This is a genomic window from Bacillus cereus group sp. BfR-BA-01311 (genome assembly GCF_022664295.1).
GTDB classification, from domain to species: domain Bacteria; phylum Bacillota; class Bacilli; order Bacillales; family Bacillaceae_G; genus Bacillus_A; species Bacillus_A cereus.
The window spans coordinates 1-22,811 of the sequence record NZ_JAKUHC010000005.1; the positions used below are offsets into that span (position 1 = coordinate 1).

Genomic DNA, 22,811 nt, shown 5'->3' on the forward strand with positions numbered 1-22,811 from the left:
ATACAGAAAGGTTCCAAGAAAAACTTCACGGCCTTTCCCCGATAGAATATCGGGAAAAGGCCGTGGCATAATACTCTTTTTATTACTGTCTACTTGACAGGGAGATGACCATGAATTCACTCTTTTTTATTTGGATTCTTAAGGAATGAAATTGATATAATGATGAGTAACAAGGAGGGAGAAATGATGGGAATACATATTAGAAGAGCAATAAAGGATGATATACAAGGTATAGCAAAGGTGCATGTTGATAGTTGGAAAACAACGTATAAAGGGATATTTGCTGACGAAATTCTAGATAATATAGCATATGAGAAACGAGAAAAACAATGGGAAGATATTTTTCAAAAAGAAGGTAATCATCAATTTAGATTTGTAGCAGAGAATTTAAATGGAGAAATAGTTGGATTCATCGATGGGGGGATAGAAAGAACTGATACATATAATTGTGATGGAGAATTATATGCAATCTACCTTTTACAAGAGTATCAAGGAATGAAAATAGGACAAAAGTTATTTCAAGCGTTACTATCAGAATGTGTAAAGAATGATATGCAATCACTTTTAGTTTGGGTTGTTACGAATAATCCTTCTAAAAAGTTTTATGAAAAATTTAACCCAGAAAAAATTGATACAAAATTTTTAGAGAGAGTAAGGGTAGAAGAAACAGCGTATTGTTGGAGAGATTTGAATTTGTTATACAAACAGTTATATAGATTTGCTTAAATAATATTATTATGTAAACTTTATGTTTGAAAGAGGTATACCAATTAAGGTATACCTCTTTTGTTTAACCATTTTGGATAGATTACTAATGAAAAATAGTAAGTATGTAGTTTGAAAATGAGTATTTTTTTCGTGTATTTTTAACTAGATTAAAGAAAAGAGAGAAAACAAGAAAAATTAAATCAGATAAAAAAATTCTGAAATATACTCTTGAATTGAATATCATTATCAATTAGAATCATAATTGATAACGACATTCAATTATCGTTTATTATATAAAATTTCGATAGCTTTAATATAAAGAGGAGGACCAGTATGCAGCATGCGAAACAAATCGCAGAACATGCAACATTACAAAGCTTTTTAAACTGTTATTTAAGAGAAACAGGGAGTGGAGAATGGATTACAGAGGATGAAAGAATGAAGAGTATCTTCAGTAATACGTTGAATAGAGATACAGTCCCCACATATTTATGTTGTCGGCTATCGGCACAGAACGTTACTTTGTATGGAGAAGTTATATATAAATCATCAACAGATCGCCATTTGTTTGGAGAACAATTTTATTATCAAATTGGAGATAGTAATTCTGTTATTACAGCAGATTATGTTACAGTTATTACATTTTTAATAAAAGAGATGTCTATCAACTACGGAGAAGGAACGAATCCTGCGGAACTTATGCTTCGAGTCATTCGTAGTTGTCAAAATATTGAGGAATTTACAAAGGAGAGAATAGAAGATACATCCGCATTATACGGTTTCCATACAACTTTTATAGAAGCGGAGCAGTCTTTATTATTTGGGCATTTAACTCATCCTACACCAAAGAGTAGACAGGGGATATTGGATTGGAAAAGTGCAATGTATTCTCCAGAATTAAAAGGAGAATGTCAGCTTCATTATTTTCGGGCACATAAAAGTATAGTAAATGAAAAATCATTATTATCAGATTCTACAACAATGATTATAAAAGAAGAATTAAGTAATGATGAGATGGTTAGTAAAGAATTTATAACGAAGTACTGTAAGGAAGATCAATATGCATTAATTCCAATTCATCCGCTTCAGGCAGAATGGCTCTTGCATCAAGCTTACGTACAAGATTGGATAGTTCAAGAATTGCTTGAGTATATTGGTCCTGTAGGTAAGTATTATATGGCAACATCATCACTAAGGACGCTATATCATCCCAATTCGAAGTATATGCTTAAGTTTTCATTTCCGGTGAAAGTAACGAATTCAATGCGTATTAATAAACTGAAAGAACTTGAGAGTGGTCTTGAAGGGAAGGAAATGTTAAATACGGCTATTGGTGAAGTACGAGAAAGATTTCCAGGATTTGATTTTATTTGTGATCCAGCCTTTATTACATTAAATTATGGAACACAAGAATCTGGATTTGAAGTGATTATTCGTGAGAATCCTTTTTATAGTGAACATGCAAACGACGCAACATTAATTGCTGGGCTAGTTCAAGACGCTATACCTGGGGAGCATACGCGGTTATCGAATATTATTCATCGCCTAGCAGATTTAGAAAGTAAAAGCTGTGAAGAAGTAAGCTTAGAGTGGTTTAGACGATATATGAATATTTCTTTAAAGCCAATGGTATGGATGTATTTACAGTATGGTGTTGCATTAGAAGCTCATCAGCAAAATAGCGTTGTTCAGCTAAAAGATGGTTATCCGGTCAAATATTATTTCCGTGATAATCAAGGATTTTATTTCTGTAATTCAATGAAAGAAAAGCTTAATAATGAATTAGCTGGTATTGGAGAACGTACTGGAAATTTATATGACGACTATATTGTGGATGAGAGATTTCGTTACTACTTAATTTTCAATCATATGTTTGGCCTCATTAATGGTTTTGGCACAGCAGGATTAATTAAGGAGGAAATTCTTCTCTCGGAATTAAGGTCTGTACTTGAATCATTCCTTCCGTATAACCGGGAACCTTCAACATTTTTAAGAGAATTATTGGACGAAGATAAGTTAGCGTGTAAAGCAAATTTACTAACGAGATTTTTCGATGTCGATGAGTTAAGTAATCCATTAGAGCAAGCAATTTATGTGCAAGTACATAATCCGCTCGTTAGAGAAGTGGCTGTTCGTTCATAAATAGCGTTAAAATTTCACGTAATACAAATAATGGTATTTTGTCATAAGGTGGAGGGTTTTATGAGAGTGGACATGTATCATACGAAAGTATTGAAGGCGCTCGAATCAGAAGATTACATTTCAGTACGAAGAAGAGTGCTACGTCAATTAGTAGAATCGTTAATTTATGAGGGGATTATTACACCGGTTCGCATAGAAAAAGAAGAACAAATTCTTTTTATAATACAAGGACTTGATGAAGAAGACAAAAGTGTCACGTACAAATGCTATGGCAGGGAACGGATGACATTTGGACGTATTTCATTAGACTCATTAATAGTAAGAGTCCAAGATGAACAGCAAGAAATACAGTCTGTCTCGCAATTTCTAGAAGAAGTTTTTCGGGTTACTAGTGTAGAACAAGCTAAATTAGATTCTTTTATGCACGAATTAGAACAAACAATATTTAAAGACACGATTGCACAATATGAAAGAAATAATAAGAGAGAATATACTCAAAAATCTTACGATGAGTTTGAAAGCCAATTAATAGATGGCCATCCATATCATCCTAGTTATAAAGCACGTGTTGGATTTCAATATCGTGACAATTTTCAATATGGTTATGAATTTATGCAGCCAATAAAACTCATATGGATTGCAGCACATAAGAATTATGCGACTGTAGGTTATGAGAATGAAGTGATGTATAACAACATTTTAAAAGAGGAGATTGGCGATCGTAAATTAGAAGAGTTTATGGAACGAATTCGTAATAAGGGATGTAATCCAAAACAGTACGTGTTTATACCTGTTCACCCATGGCAGTGGGAGAATTTCATCATTTCAAATTATGCGGATCATATACAGGGTAAATTTATTATTTATTTAGGAACATCAGAGGACGATTATTGCGCGCAACAGTCAATGAGAACGTTAAGAAATATTACGAGTCCAAAGAAACCGTACGTTAAATTATCGATGAATTTACTCAACACTTCAACACTTCGTACGCTGAAACCATACTCTGTTGTAAGTGCACCAGTAATATCAAATTGGTTAAATGATGTTGTAAGTAATGACGCCTATTTAATCGATGAAGCACGTTTAATCTTGTTAAGTGAGTTTTCAAGTGTAACGTATGACACGAATAAGAAAGCTATATATGGTTCATTAGGATGTATTTGGCGCGAAAGCGTTCACAAGTATTTAGATGCACAAGAGGATGCAATTCCTTTTAATGGTTTATACGCTAAAGAGAAAGATGGTACACCAATTATTGATGCGTGGTTGAATAAATATGGAATGAAGGATTGGCTACAATTACTTATTCAAAAAGCGATAATACCAGTTATACATCTTGTTGTAGAGCATGGCATCGCACTGGAATCACATGGACAAAATATGATTCTAGTCCATAAAGAAGGGGTGCCTGTTCGTATTGCGTTAAAGGATTTTCATGAAGGGCTTGAGTTTTATCGTCCATATTTGAAAGAAGTTGACAAATGTCCCGACTTTACTAAAATGCATAAAACATATGCGAATGGAAAAATGAATGATTTCTTTGAAATGGATCGCATTGAATGTTTGCAAGAGATGGTGTTAGATGCACTATTTCTGTTTAATTTAGGAGAATTAGCATTCGTACTTGCGGATGAGTATGGATTGAAAGAAGAACATTTTTGGATGATGGTTGTTGAAGAAATTGAAAATCATTTAAGAATATATCCACATTTGAAAGGTAGATTTGAAAATATTCAATTATATGCACCTACATTCTATGCTGAACAATTAACGAAACGTCGATTATATATGGATGTGGAATCGCTTGTTCATGAAGTTCCGAATCCATTGTATAGAGTAAGACAACTTATGAAACAAAAATCAGCTGTTACAGGGGGGAAATTATGCTAATCGTTAATAAACAAGAGTATAGCAAAAGTGATTTTGAATTGAGATTACAAGTTTATGAGGAAATGGAACAATTTCAAAAAGCAGAAGGAAATAGATTTGCACTTTGTCTGAAAGATCCATTCGATATTATTACGCTTGTGTTTTTCTTAAAAGAAAAGAAATCATCAGTATTACTTATACATGAAGATACGCCAAAAGAAACGGCTATTGAAATGGCAAAGCGTGCCAATTGTGTAGGGATTTTATATGGAGAATATGGCGATTTTACAAAATTAGAAGTAGGGAACTTTTTACTAGAAGAGCCTTCTTTATTGCAATATAGTTCGGGAACTACGGGAGAACCGAAACTGATTCGTAGAGCATGGACGGAAGTTGATACAGAAATTACTGCCTATAATGAAGCTTTAAACTGTGAAGTAGATGAAGTGCCAATCGTTATGGCTCCTGTTTCACATTCATACGGACTAATATGTGGTACGTTATCAGCAATTACGAGGGGGAGCAAGCCTGTAATCATTACGAACAAAAATCCTAAATTCGCATTAAATATAGTTCGCAATACAGAAAAACATATTATATATGCAGTACCACTTATGTTACACATTATGGGGAGTTTTCCATTAGGAACGTTCCAGTTTCATAAAATTATGACATCAGGATCGCCTTTGCCAGAAGCACTATTTTATAAACTAAAAAAAATGACAACATATATGATGCAGCAATACGGTTGTTCTGAAGCAGGTTGTATTAGTATATGTCATGATATGAAAAGCCATTTAGATTTAGGAAACCCTCTACCTCATGCAAGTATAAGCATAGGTTCAGATGAAAATGCACCGGAAGAAATCGTCGTGAAAATGAATGATAAGGAAATTTTCACGAAGGATTTAGGGTATAAATCTGAGCGTGGCATTCATTTTATGGGGCGTATGGACGATGTAATTAATGTCTCAGGATTAAAAGTCTTTCCTATAGAGGTAGAAGAAACGATGCTTCGATTGGAAGGTGTGCAAGAGGCAATTGTATATCGGGGGAAACATCCTGTGATGGGCGAAATAGTTAAAGCGAAAGTGATCTCTCATGTTGATCCAGTGAAAATAAGAGAATGGTGTATTCAGCACTTACCTTCTTATAAAGTTCCGCATGAAATTGAAAGTGTAAATGAAATTCCTAAAAATAAAACTGGAAAAGTAAGTAGAAAGTTACTAGAGATGGGAGAGGTTACAACATGAGACGGGAAGCGTTAAAGAATGCCGTGTTAAAAATTATGATAGAAAAAATGGAACTGAAAAATGTAACGCATTTAGAAGAAACGATGCGCTTAAATCAAGATTTATATATAGATTCGGTCATGATGTTACAGCTTATTGTATACATAGAAATGGATGTAAAGCTATGCGTTCCAGAGGATGAGGTAGATCCAAAGGCATTTCTTACTGTAGGATCTTTGCTTGATTTTATGGAGGAGTTAGAGCCGTTACAGGAAGTAAATGTGAATAACTAACCTTTAGGAAAGTGGATGAGAGTATGACTTCAATTAAAGTGCACTGTTTAGTGAGTTGTTTTTGTGAAATTATAAAAAGGCGTAGCGACATTGATTTTCGTCCATTTTATTTTGGACTATGGGATGGAGATTTTGATATAACAGAAGGCGGAATTATTTCATATCACTCTGAAAACATTAACCATGATCATTATTTACTTTGGTTTGAAAAATTGTACGGTATTAAAGTAAACGAATGGTATGATCATGCAAAAGATAAAGATAGCAATGTAGAAACGTTTTTAGAATTAGTAGAAAACAAGCCGGAAAATCGTTATGTCATTGTAATGGTTGATATGTCTCTATTACCAGAGAGGGAAAATAAATTTCATCAAAAACCGTTTCCACATTATTTAATGATATCAAAAACAGAGAAAGAAGAAGAGTGGTTCATGCTAGATCCTGATTTTCGTTGGGAAGGAAATATGGAAAGAGAAAAAGTACTTCACTCTATTCAAGATAACCCATTTGGTGGAGGTTATTTCATTGATATAGAAGGAATTGGGGAGCCAACGCAAGAAACAGTAGCTAGTTATTTCACAGAAACATTCAAAAAGAACGACAATGAACTGACTATGGAACTGAAAAATTTAATTGTAAAAATGGCAAATGAGGAAGAAGGATATGCGCTTTCTGGACTTGTAGCAGCAGTAAAACAAATACCAGTACTTGCAATTCGTAAATATAGTTATGAGCATGCCTTTGCATACTTCCGTGAAACGTTGCAATATTCGGAGCAAGAATTTGATTATTGGTGTGATCGGGTAGAGGATATTGTACAAGGATTTACAAATGTACAGTATCGTGCAATTAAAATGGCAATGACGAATAATAAAGGTATGCTAGTATCGATTATTGAAAAACTGGATGAAATGAATGCGATTGAACTGCAAATTAAGAAGGAATTAGAGAGACAGTTTCTATCATGGAAAGGTATGAAAACAAATCAATCTGTCGCAACTCTTTAATAAGCTAACTGAATTTAAGATAGGGGAGTTTAATACTATGAAATATTCGCTATGTACCATTTCATTTCGTCATCAATTAATTTCATTTACTGATATTGTTCAATTTGCATATGAAAACGGTTTTGAAGGAATTGAATTATGGGGGACGCATGCACAAAATTTGTACATGCAAGAACGTGAAACGACAGAACGAGAATTGAATTTTCTAAAGGATAAAAACTTAGAAATTACGATGATAAGTGATTACTTAGATATATCATTATCAGCAGATTTTGAAAAAACGATAGAGAAAAGTGAACAACTTGTAGTACTAGCTAATTGGTTTAATACGAATAAAATTCGCACGTTTGCTGGGCAAAAAGGGAGCAAGGACTTCTCGGAACAAGAGAGAAAAGAGTATGTGAAGCGAATACGTAAGATTTGTGATGTGTTTGCTCAGAACAATATGTATGTGCTGTTAGAAACACATCCCAATACACTAACGGACACATTGCCTTCTACTATAGAGTTATTAGAAGAAGTAAACCATCCGAATTTAAAAATAAATCTTGATTTTCTTCATATATGGGAGTCTGGCGCAGATCCACTAGACAGTTTCCATCGATTAAAGCCGTGGACACTACATTACCATTTTAAGAATATATCTTCAGCGGATTATTTGCATGTGTTTGAACCTAATAATGTATATGCTGCAGCAGGAAGTCGTATAGGTATGGTTCCGTTATTTGAAGGTATTGTAAATTATGATGAGATTATTCAGGAAGTGAGAAATACGGATCTTTTTGCTTCCTTAGAATGGTTTGGACATAATTCAAAAGAGATATTAAAAGAAGAAATGAAAGTATTAATAAATAGAAAATTAGAAGTAGTAACTTCGTAATGTGAAATGATGTGAGAGTCTCGTTTAGAGGCTCTTTTTTTATGGTAAAAAATAACCAAAAATTTCCATGTATTTTAATTTGAATTTAACACAATTTATATATAAATAAGGAGGTGATTGGTAATGGCTAGAAATCGTAATTCTAATCAATTAGCATCACATGGAGCACAAGCAGCTTTAGATCAAATGAAGTATGAAATTGCACAAGAGTTCGGTGTACAACTTGGAGCTGATACTTCTTCACGTGCAAACGGTTCTGTAGGCGGTGAAATCACAAAACGCCTAGTAGCGATGGCAGAACAACAGCTTGGTGGCGGATATACTCGCTAAATGCATAAGGTTATAGGAGAAAGGAAGGATTCTTCCTTTCTTTTTTTTTCAATTAATTGGTATGGATATATAGTGAACAGAATTCAAAGAATAGAAGTAATACTATATTTTACCCAATTTCTTTTGTTGTGAATGGGAAGTATTAAAGATGTAATAGCCCTGGTGGAATGAAAATTATGTTCCAGCAGGGCTATTATATGGTAAGAAATATATGATGAAAGGTTCCGAAATCAACATGTTAAAAAAAGAAAACTGTTGTTTAATTGCGCTTGCATCAGTTCCACTTGTCATGACATTAGGGAATTCAATGCTCATTCCAATCTTGCCGACAATTGAAAAGAAATTACATATTTCATCGTTTCAAGTATCCATGATTATTACAATTTACTCTATCGTAGCCATTTTACTTATACCGATTGCTGGTTATTTATCAGATAGATGGGGACGAAAGATGGTAATGGTTCCGAGTTTGCTGATTGCGGCTATAGGAGGAGCGATAACTGGTTGGGTATCATGGAAAGTTGATAATCCCTACATTTGGATACTAATCGGTAGAGCGATTCAAGGTATTGGTGCTGCTGGTGCAATGCCGGTTGTTATACCGTGTGTTGGTGATTTATACAAAGATGAAAAACAAGTTAGTACAGGTTTGGGAATCATTGAGACATCCAATACATTTGGAAAAGTGCTGAGCCCTATTTTAGGATCTGCTCTTGCTGCCATTGTATGGTTCTTACCATTTTGGGCGATTCCAGTTTTATGTGTCGTATCAATTGTTTTGTTACTTGTTCTAGTAAAGGCAAAGAAACAAGAAGGAGAAGTACCACCACTTAAAGAGTTTATAAAATCTATTCTGTCTACGTTTCGAGAAAAAGGAAGATGGTTAATTGCCATTTTTGTATTAGGTGCAATTATTATGCTTATTTTATTCGGAATTCTCTTTTATTTGTCGACTATACTGGAATCAAAGTATGACATTCATGGTATATGGAAAGGGTGTGTGCTTGCTATCCCGTTACTTGTACTGTCACTTAGTTCCTATATGGCCGGTAAAAAAATTGGAGATAATCAAAATGTTATGAAGAAGTGTATTTATATTGGTTTTTTAATGGCAGCTGCATCAGTCATCATTCCTTTATTTATAAAAGGGATTTATTTACTACTTCTTTGTCTCGTTATTATGGGGATAGGGATTGGTATGGCACTCCCATGTTTAGATGCCCTCATTACACAAGGAATTGAAAAGGAGCAAAGGGGAACGGTTACGTCATTTTATAGTTCAATGCGATTTATCGGTGTAGCAGCTGGACCACCTTTATATTCTTTTTTCATGAAAGGGGCGGACCATGAAGTGTTTTATTTGACAAGTATTTTCGCTGCCATTGGTGCTGTCATAGCAATCATTTGGATTAAACCAGCAAAGGATGCAAAGACGGTAAAACAGAAACCAGAGCCTACTTCATAATTTGTAAGAGAATTGCATGATGTTTTGAGTAACATGCAATTCTCTTTCGTTCATTAAGAATAAATAACTTGTTTTAACATATAAAGCGCGACACCCCATATGATGAGACCAGAAAATTTATTTAATAATAAAATTGTCTTTCCGGTTGAGTCTAGTCTTTTTAGAAATTTCCCCGCTAACGCTAAGCTTATAAACCAAATCCAAGAAACGATAATAGTTGCAAGTGTGAAAGCCCATTTTTCACTTCCTATGTATTGAATAGAATTTGTTCCAATTACACCGATTGTGTCTAAAATAGCATGTGGATTTAATAACGAAACGGATGCTGCGAAAAGGATTTGCTTTTTTAAGGGCATACTTTTTTCTTGTTTTACATCGTTGGAAGGGTTACTTCTCCAAATAACAATGCCCATATATAGGAGAAAGAAAAATCCAACTATATATAACGAGTTAGTTAGCCAAGAAAAAGTAAGGAGTACAAGGGAGACACCTTGCACTGCAATCAATATGAGTAACGTATCACATATAGAGGCAGTTAATATTACGGGGGCTGCCCTCCAAATGTTTGGTTGGCTCGCACCTTGGTTAAAGACAAAAACATTTTGTACACCTAATGGAATGATAAGTCCAAATGCAAGAATGATACCATGAATAATTGCTTCACTCATCATATTACCTCCTATTTTAATTCATTATGATAGTGTATATTGTATAGAAGAAATGAAAATTTGTATCCATCCATATGGTTGGGGGAGGTTACCAACCAAAAAGAATATAAGGTGATATAATGGAAAGATTCGTTTGGAAACCGAATATGTCTCTAGCGACTCCTCTTTATAAACAAATAGAAACGTATATAAAAGAAAGGATCGTTAATGGAGAATGGACCGTTGGAACGAAATTACCTTCACAAAGAGATTTGGCACATACATTTGGTGTGAATCGAAGCACAATTGTAATGGCTTTTGATGAACTAGTTGCAAAGGGATACATTGAAGGGAATGGCAGGAAAGGAACAATTGTTGTAAATAATAATGAGAATGCTTCAACTTACGCACCCCCGCCTAATTGGCAGTCTTATGTAGAAACAGGACTTCATTATCCGAATCTCCCAGCTATTCAGGAGATTAATCAAGCTGAATTTTATCCACATGTAATTCGATTAGGAACAGGTGAGCTCGCGCTGAGTCTCTTACCTGAGAAAAAGATGAAAGAAATTATGAATAAGCTTTTAAAGTCAAATGTGAAGCTTGGGTATGAAGAGCCGAAAGGAAATTTTTATTTAAGGGAAAAGATTTCCGAATACTTAAAGGGGCATGGTATATGTGTATCTCCTGACTCTATATTAATTGTTTCAGGAGCAATTCAAGCGTTGCAACTTATCTCTATGGGGCTTCTTCCAAAAGGGGCATCCATCTTATTAGAAAAACCATCCTATTTATACTCGCTTAATGTTTTTCAATCCGCAGGAATGCGTTTCATTGGAATACCAATGGATGAGAACGGTTTAAATACATCATATATTACAAAATATAAGAAGCAATTTAATGCATCTATTTTATATACAATCCCGTCTTTTCATAATCCAACGAACTTTAGTATGAATGCGAAGAAACGAATAGAAGTGATAGAAATATGTAATGAAATTGGATTACCTATTATAGAGGACGCAGTGTATCAAGACTTATGGTTTGATGCACCTTGTTCGAAACCTTTAAAAGCCTATGATAAAAATGGAATCGTACTACATATTGGAAGCATGTCCAAAGTAATTAGTCCAGGATTAAGAATTGGATGGATTGTTGGACCTGAGCCAGTAATTCAAAGATTGTCAGACATAAAAATGCAAACAGATTATGGTTCAAGCACTATATCCCAGCAAATTGCAGCAGAGTGGTTTACAAATGGTCTATATGATGAGCATTTGCGCTTTGTAAGAAGTGAATTGAAAAAACGAAGAGATTTTATGTTACTAATGTTAGATAAATATCTTCGTGAAATAGCAACTTGGCATGAACCAACAGGGGGATTTTATATATGGGTACATATAAAAGTACCCATTTCATATCGCAGTTTATTTGATAAAGCTCTGCAAGAAAAGGTTTTATTAAACCCAGGTACTTTATATGATAGAAGTGCAAATCAATTTTTGCGCCTATCGTATTCATACGCAACGTTAGAAGAAATTGAAATAGGTATAAAAAAACTTGCACAACTAATGAAAAAGTAAGAGGAGAAAGTAATGAAACAATATGTAATTTGCCAAATGATCAATGGAGAAAAATATTTAGCTGCTTATGCAGAGACGAAGCAAGAAGCGATTGAAAAAGCAGAACTGTTAGGATTAAGAACGGGAAATCGTTACATAGTTATTACTGCAGAGGAAGCCGAAGGGTTAACGTATCCTTAAACAATGTACGAGATTATATAATAATAAATAAGTCTAGTAATATAAGAAATTACTAGGCTTATTTATTATTAAGTTGTTAAACGTTCTCGTATTTATACGCAAAGTAATAATATTATGAGTCAAGTTGACGAAAAAATCGATTTGTCTTTCGGTCTTGATTTCCTTTTCTATATTCATCGATATATTGCCTAAAGTTCCAAGCTTGTAAAAATTTATTAGCAGAGTTATAACCAGAATTGTAAAGCCATTCTTTTTCTTCCTTTGTCAGTTCAAAATTAGTACTTGTAATCGTTCCTGTTGGAATTGTAATGGTTCTTGCTTTTGATTCCTTATCTAAATGACGTAAATCATGAGCTTGCATCATTGTTTTAAATAGTCCTTTGAACATGGAAATAGGCTCGTTATAGTGAGCAGGATCAGCTTGAATCTCATCTTTTACAAAATGAAATCCGAAAGTCGGCCAGCGAGGAGCGGTAGGTGAATCGAAGATCCAAATTGGATAATTACTTAGAATTCCTCCATCAACCATATAACAAGGCTGTTTCCATTTTGGAGTTCTCCATTTTACCGGTTCAAAGAAGAAGGGGATTGTACTACTCATTCTTACCGCTTTAGCGATAGAGAAGCGATAATTTAAAAATCCGTAGTTTGGTAAGTCGTCAGGAAAGACAACCATTTTACCATTACTAATATCAGAGGCGATGATTTTGAGTTTGTTTAGATCCGGTAAATCAGTAAATAAATGAACACCTTTTTTTCGAAGTAATTCTTCAATCCATTCTTCTATAAATACATTAGAGTATATACCTAGAGTAGTCCATGCACTGAGTCCCTTGCCGATAAAAGGAATTCTATCAATAAAAGTTCTTTTCGTAAATTTATTATAATCAATATCAGTTATAATCGTTTTTAACTCTGAACAAGAATATCCTGCCGCTAGGAGCGCTGCAATAATCGAACCAGCCGATGTACCAGCTACACGTTCCCATTCATAACCTTTTTCGGCTAACGCGCAAATTGCCCCGACATGCGCAATACCGCGCACACCGCCTCCTTCAAAAACACCATCAATCTTCATTAAACATACTTCCTTTCGAATGAAAGATTTAGAAATGGCAAAAAAGCACGTATTGTACGTGCTTTTTTACAATAGTTTTTAGTTTACTAGCAGCCTACAAAGCCGCCCCAACAGCTAGCTCCGATGATGATTAGAAGGATAAATAAAACAATTAATAAAGCGAAACCTCCGTAACCACAACCGCCGCCACCGTATCCGTAACCACAGCAACTATATCCGTAACCCATGTGGAATGCCTCCTTATATTTAAAAATGAACGAGGGGAAAATGTACTGGAAGAACTAAAGAATTATCGTGTTTGTAGGAACAATGTATAGTATGCTTTTTTAAACTTGTTCGCGTACGAAGGATAAGCCCGTTTTTGGGAGGCTTGTTGATTTTGTAAAGAATGAAGTATAATCTTTGTACTATGATATAAATAAGTATGTAAATGTAAGGAGAATTTATGAATAAAAAAATTGAAGTATTAATTGATAAATATGAACTAACACACTTGAAAGAAGAACTTATTAATACTGTATTTCCTTGTATAAAAGTTGTGCCAAAGCAGCAGGGAACTGTTGCGATAGGTAGTTCGAAAATGGGAGGAGTTCCTGATCTACCAGCTTTATTTGAATATCCAAAGCATAAAGGAAATCCACTACAATTTATCGCGCAATTTAACTTAAGTGATTTACAAAACGTTGGTATGGATCACAATCTTCCTAAGACGGGCATGCTGTATTTCTTTTGCATTGAAAATTATTTTGAAGAAAATGTGAATATAACAGAAGCTGGGCGTGTACTTTATTATGATGTTCCTGTAGAGCAATTACGAAGAGAAAATGAAATACAAGCGAAATATAACCAGTGTGCAATTACTTTTGAACTGACATACAAATTACCAGAACTTTTCATTGAAGATGAGGCTGATTCAGATCGTTTCTTGCAATTACTTGAAGAGCTAATTCCAGATAACTACGATAACCATCAAATGTTTGGTGAGCCATTCTCTGTACAAGAAGAAGTGTTATATGAGACAGGAGAATATATGGGAGTAGACCCGCAGCAAATGACTCTTTTATTCCAAATTGATTCAGATCATAAAAATTGTAATATGGTTTGGGGAGAATTAGGGATGCTATATTTCTGTATTAGTAATGAAGATTTGAAAAATCAACGTTTTGAAAATACATGCTGTGTATTACAAACATGCTAATGAAAAAAGGTTGTTCTTTTAAAAAGAACAACCTTTTTATGTGAATTAGTTAATATGCATAATCTCATATGACCTATACGAAAAAGTATTGTATACTCTGAAACTATACGATACCTTTTCGTATAGTTATAGAATATAAGGAGTGACAAGATGGGAAAGACAAGTAAGTATGTGACAGCTGCCGCACTTTGTTCAACTATAGTAATGGGAGGCTTACAAGCATCATCTGTATCTTATGCAGCTACAAATCCGACTACAGTGACAGCGCAATCAGATGTAAAGTTATTAGATGATTTCAGAAAAGAATTAAAAAAACAGATTGATAATCGAGAAGAAAATATTACAATCACATATAAAACAAAAGATAGAAATGCTAGAAATATTATGGATCAATTGTATGGTGAGTTTAATAAAATTGTAGATGCTGATGAGTATGTAAAATATAATGTAGCGTCTACTAGATATTCTATTAAAGGAATGCCAGGGGACTATACGTTTACACTGCAAGTAAAATACCGTGAATCAAAAGAACAAACTCAATATGTAAAAGCTCAGGCGAAATCAATTGTTGGATCAATTGTAAAACCAGGGATGGATGAGCATGAGAAAGTAAAAGCTATTCACGATTACGTTGTTAAGCATGTGTCTTATGATACGTCTTATCAAGCGTATACAGCATATGAAGCATTAGCGAATCGTTCTGCCGTTTGCCAAGGATATACATTATTAACGTATGAGTTGTTAAAAGAGGCAGGTATTCAAAATCATATTGTAACAGGCACAGGAAATGGACAAGCTCACGCGTGGAATTTAGTGAACATTGAAAACAAATGGTATCACCTAGATACTACATTTGATGATCCAGTACCAGATAAAGCAGGGCGTGTAACTTACTCATATTTTAATATGTCTGACGAACAGTTAAGTAAAGATCATGAATGGGATCGTAGCAAATATCCAGCGGCAACTACAAGTTATTTTGGTGAATTAACAAATAAAATAAAAGCTGGTAGCTCAAAGACTGTCGTATATGAGCAGATGTTAAAAGAAACAAATTTACAATACTTATCTGCAGAATACGGAGCAGAAAATTATAATGAATTTAAGCAAAAGTTGCAGCAACAGTTTGCAGCCAAACCAGAAAAAGTAGAAGTACGATATAAGCAGTCCATGGATGGGACGATGCAAGATATAAAGAAAGTATTAAATGAAATAAATTGGCCAAAAGGTGCAAAGCGTGTGTCTTATCAAGTAGCGCCTTATAGTGCATTGGCTGGTTATTCATTGGCGACAATTACATTTACGTATTAAGCAATGAGAAAGAGCATCTGTAAAAGATGCTCTTTTTATATTTGTTGATCACTTTAAAATATTGGGAATTATGTGATAAAATAAAAAGGAGAGGATGTGAATGCTGAATGAACTTGTTCGAAAGTAATATTTTCACATTGATATATACTTGTTTAGTAATCGGACTTATCGTTTTGTTTTTCATATCATTTACTTTGTTTATTAGAAGAGTATTACAAAGCAGCGTTGCAAAGAAACACCACGTGATTAATATGAACCAGAAGCTAGATCGAATCATTGAATTGCTTGAAAAAGATAAAAAATAGCGATAGAAGAAGTATGAAAAGGGGAAAGAGAATGGCGAATTATATAAAAGAATTACGTGAAAAAGTAGGACATGATTATGTTTTCTTAAACTTTGCCGGTGGTTGTGTATTTAATAAAGATGGAGAAGTATTACTGCAAAAAAGAGGAGACTTTAACGCTTGGGGATTTCCAGGTGGTGCAATGGAGATAGGAGAATCAGCTGCGGAAACTGCAATCCGGGAAATAAAAGAAGAAACCGGGTATGATGTAGAAATAAATGAGCTTATTGGAGTGTATACAAAATATTTTCAATCATATCCAAATGGAGACAAGGCCCAGTCAATTGTGATGTTCTTTTCATTCTCAATAGTTGGAGGTGACAAAAAAGTAGATGGTGATGAAACGTTGGATTTGAAGTTTTTCCCGTTAGACGACATGCCACCGTTATTTTGTAAACAACATGAAGATTGCTTGCAAGATTTATTGGAGAAAAGAGTAGGGGTATATCGTTAACATATAAAAAAGAAGCTAAATGAAGATTAGCTTCTTTTTTATGTTTTATTTATTTCCACCAATCATCAAACATTGACGCTGGTACTTGTCTTTTATGCTCACTCACTGTGTAACGTTTTTCAATTTTCTCTGCAACGTCAGCTGGAACTGCTTTACCTTCTAAATAATCATCTAATTGATCATAAGTAATACCTAACTCTGTTTCGTCAGCTTGACCTGGTTTTTCATCTAATAAATCAGCTGTTGGCATTTTTAAGTAAAGTCGCTCGTCTGCACCTAACTCTTGTAATAATGCACGTCCTTGGCGCTTCGTTAATCCCGTTAATGGTAATAAATCTGCACCACCATCTCCGAATTTTGTAAAGAACCCTGTTACAGCTTCTGCAGCGTGATCTGTTCCGATAACAAGTAACCCTTTTTGTCCACCAATTGCATATTGAGTAACCATACGGATACGTGCTTTCACGTTACCTTTATTGAAATCTGTTAATGACTCACCCAATAAGTTTTCATATTGATTTGAAAAAGCATCAACAGTTGAAGCAATATCAAATGCAACAGATTGATCTGCTTGAATGAATTGTAATGCTAATTGTGCATCATCTTCATCTTTTTGTACTTTATAAGGAAGACGCACGGCGATAAACGTTACTTTACCACCTTCGTTACGAATTTCTTCAACTGCAAGTTGTGCTAAGCGTCCTGCTAATGTAGAGTCTTGGCCGCCGCTAATACCAAGTACAAATCCTTTTGCGCCTGTTTTCTTTACATAATCCTTTAAGAAATCAACTCGTTTACGAATTTCAACTTTTGGATCAATTACAGGCTGAACATGTAATGCTTTCATAATCTGTTCTTGTAATGTCATTATGTTTTCCTCCTATTCATATTAAAGCGGTAAATAAGTTTATATGTATAATGGTACATACTTCTATCCTTTATTATTTCGCAAAACTAACGAATATACAATAGGATGTGTGTATGAATATGAATGTAGTCATTATAAATAAAGTACTACGTATAAGCAATTTTTTTAAACCTTTCAAAACTGTAAGGTTTTTGTCATTTGAATCGATGGAAGGTATTTCCGTACTTTACTAATATAAAAACATAGTTAGTAGAAAGAAGGGCGGAGAAGTAATATGAACATTAGAGAACTCGCATATCGGAATGTAACGCGAAATAGACGGACATACTCAGCCTATTTTTTGAGTAGTGCATTTGCTATTATGGCCTTTTTTGTGTATTCATTTTTTGCGTTTCATCCGGCATTAAGTGCAGGAGAATTGGGTCAGTACGTATTCGTAAGTATGTCTTTTGCACAGTCTATTATTTACTTATTTACATTCTTCTTTATTTTATATTCGATGGGAATGTTTTTAAAAACGAGAAAGCGTGAACTAGGAATTTTAATGATGCTAGGTATGACGAAATATCAATTAAAGCGTCTTATCTTTTTTGAAAATATTATGATTGGAATAGGGGCAATTATTTTTGGTATTCTTTCAGGTATGTTATTTTCAGGGGTATTACTATTTGTCGCTCCGATGATATTGAAACTAGATATCTCCTTATCCTATTACATACCGATGAAAGCAATTGTTGTAACGGGTATTATGTTTTTTATTTTATTTATGATCATATCATTGTTTAGTGCAGGAATGATTCGTAAAAATAAGATTATGAAGTTGTTTAGAGGATCAGCAGAGGCGAAACCGGAACCGAAAGCATCAATCATTTCTTCAATATTAGCAGTAGTATTGCTTAGTGCTGGCTATGTAGGAGCTCTTCTATCGCATGGCGCAATGGTATTTATTATGATGATTCCTGTTACAACGGTAGTTATTATTGGGACGTATTTGTTGTACAAGCAGCTGAGTGTCTTTATTATTCGATTATGTAAAAAAAGTAAACGTTTCTATTGGACACAGACTAATATTATTACGTTATCAGATTTAGCGTATCGCATGAGAGATAACGCAAGAATGTTCTTTATTGTAACCATTATTTCTACTGTAGCATTTTCCGCAATAGGGACATTAGTCGGCTTCGCATCCATGACGAAAGGGATAATGGAGAGACCAATTGCGTTTCATTACCATTCTAAGCAAGGGAATAGTAACGAATCACAACATATACAAATGATTGACAAAGGATTAAAGAAACATAATATAGCAGCTTCAAAAACTAATATTTCGACAAAGAAAACGGAGGAACAGTCGTTAAGAAGCGCCACTTTTATAAAAGAATCAGATTATAAGGAATATGCAAAGTTAACAGGAGAACCATTTAATACTGTAGCAAATAAAGAGGTTGTATTTTTGTCAGCTGATATACCAGGGCCAGCGATGAAAGAAAGAAAAGAAATTACTTTACCCAATATGAATGAAAGTTTAAAGGTGAAAAAAGTTACTTCATCTTCATTGGGGAAAATATTAAGAGGAAATGTTTATGTAATCTCTAATAATCAATATGATTCATTACAAGATGGATTTATAGAGACAAAAGATTATATGTATAAAACTGAAAGAACGAAAGATGAGATTGAAATTGGTAAAGAGCTTACTCATCAAATTAAACCGTATCAAGAACAGTCAACGTTTAGTGCGGAAGAGTACGAACAAAACCAAAGTTTACAAATTGCAGGACCGATTTTATTTGTAGGTTTCTTTATTGGTATAGTATTTTTCGTTTGCGCAGGAAGTTTCCTTTACTTCCGTTTATTCTCCGATTTGGAGGATGATGTCCGCTTGTTCGAAATGATTCGAAAAGTTGGATTGACGAGTAGGGAATTATCGAAGGTAGTTACAATTCGATTGGCGCTTTTATTCTTCGTTCCAATTGGTGTTGCAACATTACATGGGGCAGTAGCCTTAACGGCGTTAGGGCAAATGTTTGAGTACTCATTGTTTAAAGAAAATACAGTTGTATTAAGTATTTTCATAGGTATTCAAGTTGTATACTTCTTACTTATAAGATCCCGTTATGTAAAACAATTGAAAGAGAGATTACGTATGCATTAAATGTGTTTTTTTAACTCGAGTACAAAATTTTCTAAAAAGAGGCAAGTATTGCCAAAAAGTGATAAAATGGAAAAAGCGAGGTGAAAAAAATTAATAGAGAGAAAGGGGGGAGAAATATGAAAGCAACAGGAGTTATTCGAAAAGTAGACGAATTAGGACGAATTGTTATCCCTAAAGAATTACGCGATGTATTGGGAATACAAATCAAATCACCGCTTGAAATTTTTGTAGAAGCAGATAAAATCATTTTACAAAAATATCAACCTTACAATGCTTGCCAAATCACAGGTGATGTTTCAGAGCAGAACATATCATTAGCAAATGGAAATATTATTGTTGGGATAGAGGGAGCGGAATATTTAGTAAAAGAAATAGAAAAGTTTTTAAACAAGAGTGAGGTTTAGTCTTAATTTATATTATTTTTCAAATTACATATCATTCTTTTAAAAGACTGTAAGAGGACCATTAATTGGTCCTTTTATTTTGGTTATTAGTTGAATGACCCAGGCTGTTATTTCCTATAAATCATAGGGGAAATACAAAAGTAGTATAGAGTTAGTAAATGATGTTGAGAAATATTTGAAAAGAAGGAAAACAAAAAGAATAAAACGAATGTTACATTTACACGTATTCAAAAGTGGTCTGAAATGAAAATAATACATTTTCAGGAGGGATTACGATGAGTAGTACAGTGAATAAACAAAAAGGTATACAATTGATTCCATTTACCGTAAATAAGGTTGTAGAACAAGTAAATGAAATTCCACCAGGTGTACAACTGATTCACGCTCCGCAAGTATGGGGAAAGAGTGTGAAGGGGCAAGATGTAGTCGTTGCCGTATTAGATACAGGGTGTGATACTAATCATATAGATTTAAAAGATCGTATTATCGGCGGAAGAAATTTCACAAAAGATTATGAAGCTGATCCAAATGTGTATCTTGATAATAACGGACATGGTACTCATGTCGCGGGGACGATTGCAGCAACTGAAAATGGTGTCGGTGTATTAGGAGTTGCACCACTTGCTAAAATGTTAGTATTAAAAGTTTTAGCGGGAGATGGTTCTGGAAGTTACGAGCAAATTATTGAGGCAATTCATTATGCTGTAAATTGGAGAGGGCCGAATCAAGAGAAAGTGAGAATTATTTCAATGTCACTTGGTGGTCCGCAAGATGTTCCAGAATTACATGAAGCAATTCAAAATGCGGTAAAGCAGGATGTTCTCGTCGTATGTGCTGCTGGGAATAATGGAGATTGTAATGATAATACAGAGGAACTAGATTACCCAGGTGCTTACTCGGAAGTAATTGAAGTCGGCGCTGTCAATTTAGAACGGAAAATCACATGTTTTAGTAATTCAAATCAAGAAATTGATTTAGTAGCGCCAGGTGATGAAATATTATCTACGTATCCAGATGGGAAATATGCAGTGTTAAGTGGAACTTCCATGGCGACGCCGCATGTTGCTGGAGCGCTTGCCTTGCTCATTAAACAGTGTGAGAAAGAATACGGTCGAAAGTTATCAGAGCCGGAAATATATGCACAACTTATTAAAAGAACTGTACCTTTAGGGTATGAACGTACATCCGAAGGGAATGGATTATTAGATTTATTAAAAGAATAGCCATATTAAAAAAACATCTCATATGAATATGAGATGTTTTTTTAATATGGCTCTGTCGCATGTAATACAACTTGTAATAAACCTGGGAATCTAGCATTTAAATCTTCTTCACGAATTGAAATGAAACGTTGTGTTCCTTCAAGGCGCGTGTACATAACACCTGACTCACGTAAAACTTTGAAATGGTGAGATAAAGTTGATTTCGCAATAGGGATGTTTAAAGCACCACAAGATTGTTCACTTTTCTCTAGTAACATATTTACAATTTGTAAACGAATTTGATCGCTAAGTGCATATAAGACAGAAGAAAATTGAATTTCTTCTCGATTTGGATGATAGAGTGTACGCATATTTCACCTACTTGTATAAGTTAAGATATTTGCACTATAACATATAAAGTGGTATATTTCTATTGTTCGAATATATTCGAACAATAGAAATATAGGGGGAGAAAAAATGAAGTATACAAAATTGCAAAAGGCAGGATTAAATATTTCAAAGTTGGGTTTAGGTACAAATGCAGTAGGGGGACATAATTTATATGCTGATGTGAATGAAGAAGAAGGAAAGCGATTAGTAGAAGAAGCTATTCAGCAAGGGATTACATTTTTTTATACGGCAGATTCATATGGTTTCGGTAGATCAGAGGAATTAGTAGGAGAAGTATTAAAGGGAAAACGTCATGAGTTTATACTTGCTACAAAAGGTGGAATTCAACCGTTGTTAAATGGAGAAACTTATATTAACAATGAACCAAGTTATTTAAGGAATGCTGTGGAAAATAGCTTAAGAAGATTACAGACTGAATATATTGATTTATATTATTTACACTTTACAAATCCTGAAACAAGTTACATAGATTCAATCGGAGAGCTTACTCATTTAAAAGAAGAAGGGAAAATTCGTTCAATTGGAATATCGAACGTAAACATAGAACAATTAAAAGAGGCGAATCAACATGGTCATATAGATGTTGTACAATCTTCATACAATATGTTAGAACGTACAGCTGAGGAAGAACTGTTGCCGTATTGTATAGAAGCGGGTATTTCATTTATTCCATATGGGCCTCTTGCTTTTGGAATATTAGGTGGAAAATATACAGAAGATTTCAAATTAAATGAAGTCGATTGGCGTCAAAATGTAAATCTATTTGAAGAAAATACATATAAGAGTAATTTTAAGAAAGTGAATAAGTTAAAAGGGCTAGCGAAAGAAAATGATATTGAAGTGTCTCATTTAGCGTTAGCATGGTTATTAAATAAAGAAGGAATTGATACTGTTATACCTGGTGGAAAGCGGGCAGAGCAGGTAAGAGAAAGTGTGAAAGCGGTAGACGTTGCATTGAATGAAAGAGTCATGAAAGAAATCCAATCTATTTTAGAAGATTAGTTAAACAGAGGGAGAGTACCCTCTGTTTATATAAGGAGAAGGTCT

At 34.1% G+C, this 22,811-nt stretch carries 24 protein-coding genes and 1 pseudogene; 20 read left to right on the forward strand and 5 right to left on the reverse strand.

Annotated features, from left to right (window positions below):
• From MR136_RS28565 to MR136_RS13165, 10 genes and pseudogenes are all read left to right on the forward strand, one after another.
• Positions 1-71, forward strand: a 71-nt coding sequence (locus tag MR136_RS28565) for an IS3 family transposase (RefSeq protein WP_325782447.1), incomplete at its 5' end; no start/stop codon positions are given.
• Positions 72-159: 88 nt separating this feature from the next.
• Positions 160-726, forward strand: coding sequence for a GNAT family N-acetyltransferase (locus MR136_RS13125; RefSeq protein WP_170879453.1), 567 nt, complete (start codon positions 160-162; stop codon positions 724-726).
• Between the two features lie 315 nt (positions 727-1,041).
• Entirely contained in the window at positions 1,042-2,850 is a 1,809-nt protein-coding gene (locus tag MR136_RS13130) for an IucA/IucC family protein (RefSeq protein ID WP_001163353.1), read from the forward strand.
• A 60-nt stretch (positions 2,851-2,910) separates the two neighbouring features.
• Positions 2,911-4,750, forward strand: a pseudogene (locus MR136_RS13135) (IucA/IucC family protein).
• A complete protein-coding gene (locus MR136_RS13140) occupies positions 4,737-5,975 on the forward strand; it encodes an AMP-binding protein (protein WP_000909573.1) in 1,239 nt (412 codons plus the stop codon). The pseudogene MR136_RS13135 and the gene MR136_RS13140 overlap by 14 nt, the downstream one beginning before the upstream one ends.
• Positions 5,972-6,247: a petrobactin biosynthesis protein AsbD gene (gene asbD / locus MR136_RS13145; protein WP_001250560.1), complete on the forward strand. Its 276-nt coding sequence runs from the start codon at positions 5,972-5,974 to the stop codon at positions 6,245-6,247. Before MR136_RS13140 ends, asbD begins: the two co-directional genes overlap by 4 nt.
• 23 nt (positions 6,248-6,270) lie before the next feature.
• Positions 6,271-7,254, forward strand: a complete 984-nt coding sequence (locus MR136_RS13150) for a DUF6005 family protein (protein ID WP_000200705.1) — start codon at positions 6,271-6,273, stop codon at positions 7,252-7,254.
• Positions 7,255-7,291: 37 nt separating this feature from the next.
• A complete protein-coding gene (locus MR136_RS13155) occupies positions 7,292-8,134 on the forward strand; it encodes a sugar phosphate isomerase/epimerase family protein (protein WP_242259448.1) in 843 nt (280 codons plus the stop codon).
• Positions 8,135-8,257: 123 nt separating this feature from the next.
• Positions 8,258-8,464 carry an alpha/beta-type small acid-soluble spore protein gene (locus tag MR136_RS13160; RefSeq protein ID WP_000113545.1) on the forward strand — a complete coding sequence of 69 codons (207 nt, stop codon included), beginning with the start codon at positions 8,258-8,260 and terminating at the stop codon, positions 8,462-8,464.
• A gap of 235 nt (positions 8,465-8,699) precedes the next feature.
• Positions 8,700-9,929 carry a bacillibactin exporter BcbE gene (locus MR136_RS13165; protein ID WP_002183485.1) on the forward strand — a complete coding sequence of 410 codons (1,230 nt, stop codon included), beginning with the start codon at positions 8,700-8,702 and terminating at the stop codon, positions 9,927-9,929.
• A 53-nt stretch (positions 9,930-9,982) separates the two neighbouring features.
• Here the strand turns inward: MR136_RS13165 and MR136_RS13170 are convergent, their stop codons facing one another.
• A complete protein-coding gene (locus MR136_RS13170; protein WP_242259449.1) occupies positions 9,983-10,597 on the reverse strand; it encodes a LysE/ArgO family amino acid transporter in 615 nt (204 codons plus the stop codon).
• Positions 10,598-10,716: 119 nt separating this feature from the next.
• Between MR136_RS13170 and MR136_RS13175 the strand changes: the two genes are divergently transcribed.
• Together MR136_RS13175 and MR136_RS13180 are read left to right on the forward strand one after the other, a co-directional pair.
• Positions 10,717-12,159, forward strand: a complete 1,443-nt coding sequence (locus MR136_RS13175) for an aminotransferase-like domain-containing protein (protein WP_242259450.1) — start codon at positions 10,717-10,719, stop codon at positions 12,157-12,159.
• Positions 12,160-12,171: 12 nt separating this feature from the next.
• On the forward strand, positions 12,172-12,339 hold the full coding sequence (locus MR136_RS13180) for a DUF3933 family protein (RefSeq protein WP_000816389.1): 168 nt from the start codon (positions 12,172-12,174) through the stop codon (positions 12,337-12,339).
• 112 nt (positions 12,340-12,451) lie between these two features.
• Here MR136_RS13180 and MR136_RS13185 read toward each other — a convergent pair whose 3' ends face one another.
• Positions 12,452-13,417: a patatin-like phospholipase family protein gene (locus tag MR136_RS13185; RefSeq protein WP_000686807.1), complete on the reverse strand. Its 966-nt coding sequence runs from the start codon at positions 13,415-13,417 to the stop codon at positions 12,452-12,454.
• A gap of 86 nt (positions 13,418-13,503) precedes the next feature.
• On the reverse strand, positions 13,504-13,644 hold the full coding sequence (locus MR136_RS13190) for a YjcZ family sporulation protein (protein WP_000540419.1): 141 nt from the start codon (positions 13,642-13,644) through the stop codon (positions 13,504-13,506).
• A 218-nt stretch (positions 13,645-13,862) separates the two neighbouring features.
• Between MR136_RS13190 and MR136_RS13195 the strand changes: the two genes are divergently transcribed.
• From MR136_RS13195 to MR136_RS13210, 4 genes are all read left to right on the forward strand, one after another.
• The gene (locus tag MR136_RS13195; protein WP_242259451.1) at positions 13,863-14,615 is read left to right on the forward strand and encodes a YwqG family protein; all 753 of its coding nucleotides are present in this window, start codon (positions 13,863-13,865) and stop codon (positions 14,613-14,615) included.
• A gap of 150 nt (positions 14,616-14,765) precedes the next feature.
• Positions 14,766-15,926 carry a transglutaminase domain-containing protein gene (locus MR136_RS13200; RefSeq protein WP_000520865.1) on the forward strand — a complete coding sequence of 387 codons (1,161 nt, stop codon included), beginning with the start codon at positions 14,766-14,768 and terminating at the stop codon, positions 15,924-15,926.
• A gap of 107 nt (positions 15,927-16,033) precedes the next feature.
• The gene (locus tag MR136_RS13205) at positions 16,034-16,231 is read left to right on the forward strand and encodes a DUF4083 domain-containing protein (protein WP_001048104.1); all 198 of its coding nucleotides are present in this window, start codon (positions 16,034-16,036) and stop codon (positions 16,229-16,231) included.
• Between the two features lie 31 nt (positions 16,232-16,262).
• Complete coding sequence (locus tag MR136_RS13210) at positions 16,263-16,724, forward strand: NUDIX hydrolase (RefSeq protein WP_000024992.1); 462 nt, start codon at positions 16,263-16,265, stop codon at positions 16,722-16,724.
• A 49-nt stretch (positions 16,725-16,773) separates the two neighbouring features.
• Here MR136_RS13210 and nadE read toward each other — a convergent pair whose 3' ends face one another.
• Positions 16,774-17,592 carry an ammonia-dependent NAD(+) synthetase gene (nadE, locus tag MR136_RS13215; protein ID WP_000174896.1) on the reverse strand — a complete coding sequence of 273 codons (819 nt, stop codon included), beginning with the start codon at positions 17,590-17,592 and terminating at the stop codon, positions 16,774-16,776.
• 274 nt (positions 17,593-17,866) lie between these two features.
• On the opposite strand from nadE, the gene MR136_RS13220 reads away from it, so the two are divergent.
• From MR136_RS13220 to MR136_RS13230, 3 genes are all read left to right on the forward strand, one after another.
• On the forward strand, positions 17,867-19,747 hold the full coding sequence (locus MR136_RS13220) for an FtsX-like permease family protein (protein WP_063536141.1): 1,881 nt from the start codon (positions 17,867-17,869) through the stop codon (positions 19,745-19,747).
• 116 nt (positions 19,748-19,863) lie between these two features.
• Positions 19,864-20,151, forward strand: a complete 288-nt coding sequence (locus MR136_RS13225; RefSeq protein ID WP_242259452.1) for an AbrB/MazE/SpoVT family DNA-binding domain-containing protein — start codon at positions 19,864-19,866, stop codon at positions 20,149-20,151.
• A 275-nt stretch (positions 20,152-20,426) separates the two neighbouring features.
• Complete coding sequence (locus MR136_RS13230; RefSeq protein ID WP_000099761.1) at positions 20,427-21,374, forward strand: serine protease; 948 nt, start codon at positions 20,427-20,429, stop codon at positions 21,372-21,374.
• A gap of 41 nt (positions 21,375-21,415) precedes the next feature.
• Here MR136_RS13230 and MR136_RS13235 read toward each other — a convergent pair whose 3' ends face one another.
• The gene (locus MR136_RS13235) at positions 21,416-21,724 is read right to left on the reverse strand and encodes an ArsR/SmtB family transcription factor (protein WP_001259909.1); all 309 of its coding nucleotides are present in this window, start codon (positions 21,722-21,724) and stop codon (positions 21,416-21,418) included.
• Between the two features lie 106 nt (positions 21,725-21,830).
• On the opposite strand from MR136_RS13235, the gene MR136_RS13240 reads away from it, so the two are divergent.
• Positions 21,831-22,766 (forward strand): aldo/keto reductase, encoded by a 936-nt coding sequence (locus MR136_RS13240; RefSeq protein ID WP_242259453.1) that lies wholly within the window; start codon positions 21,831-21,833, stop codon positions 22,764-22,766.
• Positions 22,767-22,811: the final 45 nt, after the last annotated feature.